The organism is Streptomyces yatensis (genome assembly GCF_018069625.1).
In the GTDB taxonomy this organism is placed as follows: Bacteria; Actinomycetota; Actinomycetes; order Streptomycetales; family Streptomycetaceae; genus Streptomyces; species Streptomyces yatensis.
The window spans coordinates 6,675,291-6,684,961 of record NZ_CP072941.1; the positions used below are offsets into that span (position 1 = coordinate 6,675,291).

At 74.2% G+C, this 9,671-nt stretch carries 1 protein-coding gene; it reads left to right on the plus strand.

The annotated features are described in order from the left end of the window. Positions 1–11: 11 nt before the first annotated feature. Positions 12–9,626, plus strand: a complete 9,615-nt coding sequence (locus J8403_RS27725; protein ID WP_425519905.1) for a type I polyketide synthase — start codon at positions 12–14, stop codon at positions 9,624–9,626. The last annotated feature ends 45 nt before the right edge of the window (positions 9,627–9,671 follow it).

The following is a 9,671-nucleotide window of genomic DNA, read 5'->3' on the forward strand; positions in this document are numbered from 1 at the left end:
CCGACGCAATGGTGAATAACGAGGACAAGCTCCGGGATTACCTCAAGCGGGCCACCGCCGACCTGCGTCAGGCCCGCCGACAGCTGCGCGAGGTCGAGGAGCGGCACCAGGAGCCGATCGCGATCGTCGCGATGAGCTGCCGCTACCCGGGCGGTGTGCGCACCCCCGAGGAGCTGTGGCAGCTCGTCCTGGGCGGCGAGGACGCCATCTCCGGCTTCCCCACGGACCGTGGCTGGGACATCGAGTCGCTCTATGACGCCGACCCCGACCAGGCGGGCGCCAGCTATGTGAACGAGGGCGGCTTCCTCTACGACGCGGGCGGCTTCGACCCCACGCTCTTCGGGATCTCGCCGCGCGAGGCCATGGCGATGGACCCGCAGCAGCGGCTGCTGCTGGAGACGTCCTGGGAGGCGTTCGAGCGGGCCGGGGTCGACCCGACCGGGCTGCGCGGCAGCCGGACCGGCGTCTTCGCGGGCGTGATGTACCACGACTACACCTCGCGGCTCGACTCCGTGCCCGAGGGCGTCGAGGGCTTCCTCGGCACCGGCAGCTCCGGCTCCATCGCCTCCGGCCGGGTGTCGTACACCTTCGGTCTGGAGGGCCCGGCGGTCACCGTCGACACCGCGTGCTCGTCGTCGCTGGTCACCCTGCACATGGCGGTCCAGGCGCTGCGCAACGGCGAATGCTCGCTCGCGCTCGCGGGCGGTGTCACGGTGATGGCCACCCCCTCGACGTTCACCGAGTTCAGCCGGCAGCGCGGACTCGCCGCCGACGGCCGCTGCAAGCCCTTCGCCGCCGCCGCGGACGGCACCGGCTGGGGCGAGGGCGTGGGCATGCTGCTGGTCGAGCGGCTGTCGGACGCGCGGAAGAACGGCCACCCGGTGCTGGCGATCGTCCGCGGAAGCGCCATCAACCAGGACGGCGCCTCCAACGGGCTCACCGCGCCCAACGGGCCGTCCCAGCAGCGCGTCATCCACCAGGCGCTCACCAACGGCCGCCTCTCCGCGGCCGACGTCGACGCCGTGGAGGCACACGGCACCGGTACCACGCTGGGCGACCCGATCGAGGCGCAGGCGCTGCTGGCCACCTACGGCCAGGAGCACACCGAGGACCGGCCGCTGCTGCTCGGCTCCATCAAGTCCAACATCGGGCACACCCAGGCGGCGGCCGGTGTCGCCGGCATCATCAAGATGGTCATGGCCATCCGCCACGGCGTCCTGCCCAGGACCCTGCACATCGACGAGCCGACCCCGCATGTCGACTGGTCGGCGGGCGCGGTGTCGCTGCTCGCCGAGACCACCCCGTGGCCGGAGACCGACCACCCGCGCCGGGCCGCCGTCTCCTCCTTCGGCTTCAGCGGCACCAACGCGCACACCATCCTGGAGCAGGCCCCCGCCGAGGAGATCGAGGAGGCCGAGGAAGCCACCGAGCGACCGGCCCCGTCGGCCAAGCGGCTGGATGTGGTGCCGTGGGCGGTGTCCGGCAAGAGCGCGGCGGCGCTGCGCGCCCAGGCACAGCGGCTGCTGGCCCACATCGAGGCCGACCCCGGGCTGAGCCCGGCCGACGTGGGCCTCTCGCTGACCACCACCCGGGCCCAGCTCGACCACCGCGCCGTGGTGCGCGGCCACGACCGCGCCGAGCTGCTGGCCGGGCTCACCGCCCTGGCCGAGGGCGGTATGGCGGCGGGCGTCGCACAGGGCTCGGTCGTCGGCGGCCGGACGGCGTTCGTGTTCCCCGGGCAGGGGTCGCAGTGGGCCGGTATGGCGGTCGGGCTGATGGACGCCTCGCCGGTGTTCGCCGCGCGGATCGAGGAGTGTGCCGCGGCGCTGGCGGAGTTCACCGACTGGTCGTTGGTGGAGGTGCTGCGCGGGGCGGAGGGCGCGCCGTCGCTGGACCGGGTGGACGTCGTTCAGCCGGTGCTGTTCGCGGTCATGGTGTCCTTGGCGGAGCTGTGGCGTTCGCTGGGTGTCGTCCCGGCGGCCGTGGTCGGCCACTCGCAGGGTGAGATCGCCGCGGCGTGCGTGGCGGGGATTCTTTCTCTCAAGGACGCGGCGCGTGTGGTGGCGCTGCGGAGCCAGGCGATCGGCCGGGTGCTGGCGGGCAAGGGCGGCATGGTGTCCGTGGCGCTGCCGGTGGCGGAGGTTCGGGAACGCATCGCGGCGTGGGGCGAGGAGCGGATCTCCGTCGCCGCCGTCAACGGCCCCTCGTCGGCGGTGGTTTCGGGTGAGCCCGAGGCGCTGGACGAGCTCATCGCCGCGTGTGAGGCCGATGAGGTGCGGGCCCGCCGGGTGCCGGTGGACTACGCCTCGCACTCCGCGCAGGTCGAACTGCTCCGTGACGAGCTGCTGGAATTGCTCGCGCCCGTAGAGCCCAAGGCGGCCGAGGTGCCCTTCCTGTCCACCGTGACGGGGGAGTGGGTCGAGGGTCCGGAGCTGGACGCCGAGTACTGGTTCACCAACCTCCGCCGCACGGTGGAGCTGGAGGGCGCGGTCCGTCGCCTGCTGGACGAGGGCTTCGGCGCCTTCATCGAGTCCAGCGCCCACCCCGTCCTGACGATGGGTGTGCAGGAGACCGCCGAGGACGCGGGCCGTGAGGCCGCCGCGATCGGGTCGCTGCGCCGTGACGAGGGCGGCCTGGACCGCTTCTGGGCCTCCGTCGGCGAGGCATGGACGCGCGGTGTCAGCGTCGACTGGGAGGCGGTGTTCGACGGTACGGGCGCCGAGCGCGTCGGGCTGCCCACGTACGCCTTCCAGCACCAGCACTACTGGCTGGAGGCGGGCACCCCCGCCGCTGCCGCCACCGCCGCCGACCCCGTGGAGGCCCGCTTCTGGGAGGCCGTGGAGCGCGAGGACTGGCAGGCGCTCGCCGCCGAGCTGGACGTCGACGGCGACGAGCGGGTCAGCGCGCTGCTGCCCGCCCTGGCCACCTGGCGCAAGCAGAGCCGTGAGCAGTCCACGGTGGACGGCTGGCGCTACCGCGTCACCTGGAAGCCGCTCGCCGACGGGCAGCCCGCGCGGCTGTCCGGCGCCTGGCTCGTCGTCGCCCCGGCCACCGAGGACACCTGGACCGACGCGGCGGCCGGTGTGCTCGCCGAACGCGGCGCCGACGTACGGCGGATCGCCGTGGACACCGACGCCGACGGCCGCGACGAGCTGATCGAGCGGCTGCGGGCCGCGCTCACCGAAACCGACGGCATCCCGTTCGCCGGAGTGCTGTCGCTGCTGGCCCTCGACGGCCACCCGCACCCCCACCACCCCTCCGTCCCCGCCGGAGTGGCGGCGCAGCTCGCGCTCGTCCAGGCCCTGGGCGACGCCGAGATCGGCGCGCCGCTGTGGTCCGCCACCCGTGGGGCGGTCTCCGTGGGCCGTACGGACACCCTCGAATCCCCCGAGCAGGCGCTGGTCTGGGGGCTCGGCCGGGTGGCCGCGCTGGAGCACGGCGAGCGCTGGGGCGGTCTGGTCGACCTGCCCGGGGCGCCCGACGAGAAGGCGCTGGCCCGGCTGGTGACCGTGCTCGCCGGGGCCGAGGAGGAGGACCAGGTCGCGATCCGCGCCACCGGGCTGCTCGTCCGCCGTCTGGTGCGCGCCCCGCTGGCCGCCACGCCCGCCGTACGGTCCTGGGAGCCGGCCGGTACGACGCTGGTCACCGGCGGTACGGGCGCGCTGGGCGCCCATGTGGCGCGCTGGCTGGCCGCGGGCGGGGCCGAGCATCTGGTGCTCACCAGCCGCCGTGGTCTGGAGGCCCCGGGCGCGGCGGATCTGCGGTCCGAACTGACCGAGCTCGGCGCGAAGGTGACCATCGCCGCATGCGATGTGGCCGACCGCGCCCAGGTCGAGGCGCTGCTCGCCGACATCCCCGCCGAGCACCCGCTGACGGCCGTCGTCCACACGGCCGCCGTGCTGGACGACGGGGTGATCGAGGGCCTGACCCCGGACCAGGTGGACCGGGTGCTGAAGGTCAAGGTCGACGCCACCCGCCATCTGCACGAGCTGACCCGGGAGCTGGACCTCTCCGCGTTCGTGCTGTTCTCGTCCTTCGCGGCCACCTTCGGCGCGCCCGGCCAGGGCAACTACGCGCCGGGCAACGCCTTCCTGGACGCCTTCGCCGAGCACCGGCGCGCCCAGGGGCTGCCCGCCACCTCGCTGGCCTGGGGCCCGTGGGGCGAGGGCGGGATGGCCGAGGGCGGCGTCGGCGACCGGATGCGCCGCCACGGCGTCATCGAGATGGCGCCGCGGTCGGCCGTCACCGCGCTCCAGCACGCGCTGGACCGCGACGAGTCGGTGCTGACCGTGGTCGACATGGAGTGGAAGCGCTTCGTTCTCGCCTTCACCTCCGGCCGCTCCCGTCCGCTGCTGCACGACCTGCCCGAGGCGCGGGACGTCATCCAGGACATGGCCGGGGACGCCGAGGCGGACGGCGCGGGCGCGGTCGCGCTGGCGCAGCAGCTGGCCGGGGTGCCGGAGGCCGAGCGGGAGCGGCTGGTGCTGGAGCTGGTCCGCACCGCCGTCGCGGCCGTCCTCGGCTACGCGGGCGCGGACGACGTCGAGGCGGGCCGGGCCTTCAAGGAGCTGGGCTTCGACTCGCTCACCGCCGTCGAACTGCGCAACCGGCTCAGCGCCGCCAGCGGGCTGAAGCTGCCGCCGACCCTGATCTTCGACTACCCCACCCCCACGGTGCTCGCGCGCCATCTGCGCACCGAGATCGCGGGCGGGCAGCGGGCGGCCGTGGCCGCGCTGCCGACCGCGGCGGCGCTCGCCGACGACGAGCCCATCGCCATCGTCTCCATGAGCTGCCGCTTCCCGGGCGGTGTGCGCACCCCCGAGGAGCTGTGGCAGCTGCTCACCTCCGGTGGCGACGCGCTGTCGGAGTTCCCGGGCGACCGCGGCTGGGACATCGAGTCGCTGTACAACCCGGACCCGGACGCCCAGGGCACCAGCTACACCCGCGAGGGCGGATTCCTCACCGGGGCCGCCGACTTCGACCCCACCTTCTTCGGGATCTCGCCCCGTGAGGCCATGGCGATGGACCCGCAGCAGCGGCTGCTGCTGGAGACGTCCTGGGAGGCGTTCGAGCGGGCGGGCATCGACCCGGCCACGCTGCACGGCACCCCGTCCGGTGTCTTCGTCGGCACCAACGGCTCCGACTACTCCATCGTCATGCGCAACAACACCGAGGGCTACGAGGGCCACCTGGCCACCGGCAGCGCCGCGAGCGTCGTCTCCGGCCGCCTCTCGTACACCTTCGGTCTGGAGGGCCCGGCGGTCACCGTCGACACCGCGTGCTCGGCGTCGCTGGTGGCGCTGCACCTGGCCGTCCAGTCGCTGCGCCAGGGCGAGTGCACGATCGCGCTCGCGGGCGGGGTGACCGTGATGGCCACCCCGGGCACCTTCATCGAGTTCAGCCGCCAGCGCGGGCTGTCCTCCGACGGCCGCAGCAAGGCGTTCTCCTCGGACGCGGACGGCTTCAGCCCGGCCGAGGGCGTGGGCATGCTGCTGGTCGAGCGGCTGTCGGACGCGCGCAAGAACGGCCACCCGGTGCTGGCGGTGGTGCGGGGCTCGGCCATCAACCAGGACGGCGCGTCCAACGGTCTGACGGCGCCCAACGGGCCGTCCCAGCAGCGCGTGATCCGGCAGGCGCTCGCCAACGCCCGGCTCTCGCCCGCCGAGGTGGACGTGGTCGAGGCGCACGGCACCGGTACGACGCTCGGTGACCCGATCGAGGCGCAGGCGCTGCTGGCCACCTACGGCCAGGAGCGGCCCGAGGGGCAGCCGCTGCTGCTCGGCTCCATCAAGTCCAACATCGGCCACGCCCAGGCGGCCGCCGGTGTCGCGGGTGTGATGAAGCTCGTGCTCGCGCTGCGCCACGGCGTGCTGCCGGAGTCGCTGCACATCGTCGAGCCCACCCCGCACGTGGACTGGTCGGCGGGCGAGGTCGAGTTGCTGACCGAGGCGCGCGCGTGGCCGGAGACCGGCCGCCCGCGCCGGGCCGCGGTGTCCTCGTTCGGCTTCAGCGGCACCAACGCGCACGCCATCATCGAGCAGGCCCCGGCCGAGGAGCCGGACGAGACCGAGCCGGCGACCCGGCGGCCGGGCGCGCTGCCGTGGACGGTGTCCGGCAAGAGCGAGGCCGCGCTGCGCGCCCAGGCCGCCAAGCTGCTGGCCCACCTCGACGCCGACCCGGCCCTGCGCCCGCTGGACATCGGCCACTCGCTGGCCACCACCCGTGCCGCCTTCGAGCAGCGCGCGGTGCTGGTGGGCACGGACCGGGACGAATTCGCCGGTGGTTTGGACGCCCTCGCTAGGGGGCAGGTCCTGCCCAACCTGGTGCAGGGGGCCTCAATCGGGGGCAAGGCCGCATTCGTGTTCCCAGGACAGGGGTCACAATGGGTAGGCATGGCCGTGGAGCTGTTGGATGCTTCACCGGTGTTCGCTGCCCGTATTGATGAGTGTGCCGCCGCGCTCGCAGAGTTCACCGACTGGTCGTTGGTGGATGTGCTGCGCGAGGCGGAGGGCGCACCGTCACTGGAGCGGGTGGACGTTGTTCAGCCGGTGTTGTTCTCCGTGATGGTTTCGCTCGCGGAGCTGTGGCGTTCGCTGGGCGTTCGGCCCTCGGCCGTGGTCGGCCACTCGCAGGGTGAGATCGCCGCCGCGTGTGTGGCCGGAGCCCTGTCACTGAAGGACGCGGCGCGTGTGGTGGCGCTGCGCAGCCAGGCGATCGGCCGGGTGCTGGCGGGCAAGGGCGGCATGGTGTCCGTGGCGCTGCCGGTGGCGGACGTACGGGAGCGGATCGCGCCGTGGGGCGAGGAGCGCATCTCGGTGGCGGCCGTCAACGGGCCGTCCTCGGTGGTCGTCTCCGGTGAGCCGACCGCCCTCGATGAGCTGGTCGCCGCGTGTGAGGCCGATGAGGTGCGGGCCCGCCGGGTGCCGGTGGACTACGCCTCGCACTCCGCGCAGGTCGAACTGCTCCGCGAGGAGCTGCTGGAGCTGCTGGCCCCCGTGGAGCCCAAGGCGGCCGAGGTGCCGTTCCTGTCGACCGTGACGGGGGAGTGGGTCGAGGGTCCGGAGCTGGACGCCGAGTACTGGTTCACCAACCTGCGCCGCACCGTCGAGTTGGAGGGTGCCGTGCGCCGTCTGCTGGACGAGGGCTTCGGTGTGTTCATCGAGTCCAGCGCGCACCCCGTGCTGACGATGGGTGTGCAGGAGACCGCCGAGGACGCGGGCCGTGAGGCCGCCGCGATCGGGTCGCTGCGCCGTGACGAGGGCGGTCTGGACCGCTTCTGGATCTCCGTCGGTGAGGCGTGGACCCGGGGCGTGAGCGTGGACTGGGACGCCGTGTACGAGGGGACCGGCGCGGAGCGCGTCGAGCTGCCCACGTACGCCTTCCAGCACCAGAGCTACTGGCCGCAGCCGGCCGACACCCCGGCCGACGAGTCGGGCGCGCCGTCCCACGCCGTCGACGCCCGCTTCTGGGAGGCCGTCGAGCGCGAGGACCTGGCGTCGCTGGCCGACACCCTCGCGTTCGCGGACGGCGACGAGCGGTCCTCGCTCGGCGCCGTCCTGCCCGCCCTGGCCACCTGGCGCAAGCAGGCCCGTGAGCGGTCCACGGTGGACGGCTGGCGCTACCGCGTGACCTGGACCTCGCTGACCGAGGCGCAGGCCCCGCGGCTGTCCGGGACCTGGCTGCTGGCCGTGCCCGAGTCGGCCGCCATCGACGACTGGACGCTCGGCGCGGTCCGGATGCTCACCGAACGCGGCGCCGAGGTACGGCAGATCACCCCGACCGCCGTGGAGTCGGACCGGGCGTCGCTGACCCGCCTGGTACGCGAGGAGCTGGCCGACACCGCGACCGTCTCGGGTGTGCTGTCCCTGCTCGCCTTCGACCAGGGCACCGCGCCCGGCACCGACGGTGTCAACGCCGGGCTGACCGGCACCGCCGTACTGATCCAGGCGCTGGGCGACGCCGGGGTGGACGCGCCGCTGTGGTGCGCCACCCGGGGCGCGGTCGCCGTCGGCCAGACGGACACCGTGGACTCGCCCGAGCAGGCGCTCGTCTGGGGCCTGGGCCGGACCGCGGCGCTGGAGTACCCGGAGCGCTGGGGCGGACTGGTCGACCTGCCCGGATCGCCCGACGAGCGGGCGCTGGCCCGGCTCGCCGGGGTGCTCGCCGGGACCGACGGCGAGGACCAGCTCGCGGTGCGCGCGGCCGGGGTGTTCGCCCGCAGGCTCGCGCACGCCCCGCTGGCCGGTGCCCCCGCCGCACGGACGTGGAAGCCGGCCGGTACGACGCTGGTCACCGGCGGTACGGGCGCCCTGGGCGCCCATGTGGCGCGCTGGCTCGCCACCAACGGGGCCGAGCATCTGGTGCTCACCAGCCGCCGTGGCCTGGAGGCGCCGGGCGCGGCCGAGCTGCGGGACGAGCTGACCGAACTGGGCACCAAGGTGACCGTCGCCGCGTGCGATGTGGCCGACCGCAAGGCCGTCGAGACGCTGCTGGCCGCCATCCCGGCCGACCAGCCGCTCACGGCGGTCATGCACGCCGCGGGCGTCCTGGACGACGGTGTCCTGGACGCGCTCACTCCGGAGCGGTTCGCGACCGTCCTCGGCCCCAAGGCCGACGCGGCGCGCCATCTGCACGAGCTGACCCGCGACCTCGACCTGTCCGCGTTCGTGCTGTTCTCCGGTATCGCGGGCACCCTCGGCGACGCCGGACAGGGCAACTACGCGGCGGCCAACGCCTATCTCGACGCGCTGGCCGAACAGCGCCGCGCCCAGGGCCTGCCCGCCACCTCGGTGGCCTGGGGCCGCTGGGGCGAGACGGGTCTGGCCGCCGACGGCGCCATCGGCGAGCGGCTGGACCGGGGCGGTGTCCCGGCGATGGCTCCGCACGCGGCCATCACCGCGCTGCAGCGGGCCCTGGACCACGCCGACACGGTCGTGGCCGTGGCCGACATCCAGTGGGACCGCTTCGCCTACGGCTACACGGCGGTCCGCCCCAGCCCCCTCATCGGCGAACTGCCCGAGGTCCGGCGGCTGCGGGAGCCCGGCGCCGCGGCCGGTGAGCCCGGTACGGCCGCGGACGGATCCCCGGCGGAGGCGCTGCGCAAGCGGCTGGCCGGGATCTCCCGGGCCGAGCAGTCCGTGGTCGTCCTGGAGGTCGTGCGCACCAACGCGGCCGCCGCGCTCGGCCACCCCTCGACCGACGAGGTCGGCGCCGGGCGGGCGTTCAAGGAGCTCGGCTTCGACTCGCTCATCGCGCTGGAGCTGCGCAACCGGCTGACCGCCGCCACCGGGCAGAAGCTGCCCGCCACGCTGGTCTTCGACTACCCGACCCCGGCGGTCCTCGCCGAGTTCCTGTGCGGCCGGATCGTGGGCGACGGCGGTACGGCCGCCGCCCCCGGGCTGGCGGAGCTCGACGCGCTGGAGTCCGCGCTGTCCGTCCTCGACCCCGACAGCGCGGCACGGGACGACATCGCGGCCCGGCTGCGGGACCTCGCGGCGAAGTGGGCGGAGCCCCGTACGGCCGAGGCCGAGGAGGCCGACGGCGAGGGCGGGACCGTGACGGAGAAGTTGCAGGAGGCGACGCCCGACGAGGTCTTCGCCTTCATCGACAAAGAACTCGGAATCTGAGGATCTGAAGGTCCCCGGGCGCAAGGTTTGTGACGAGAAGCATGG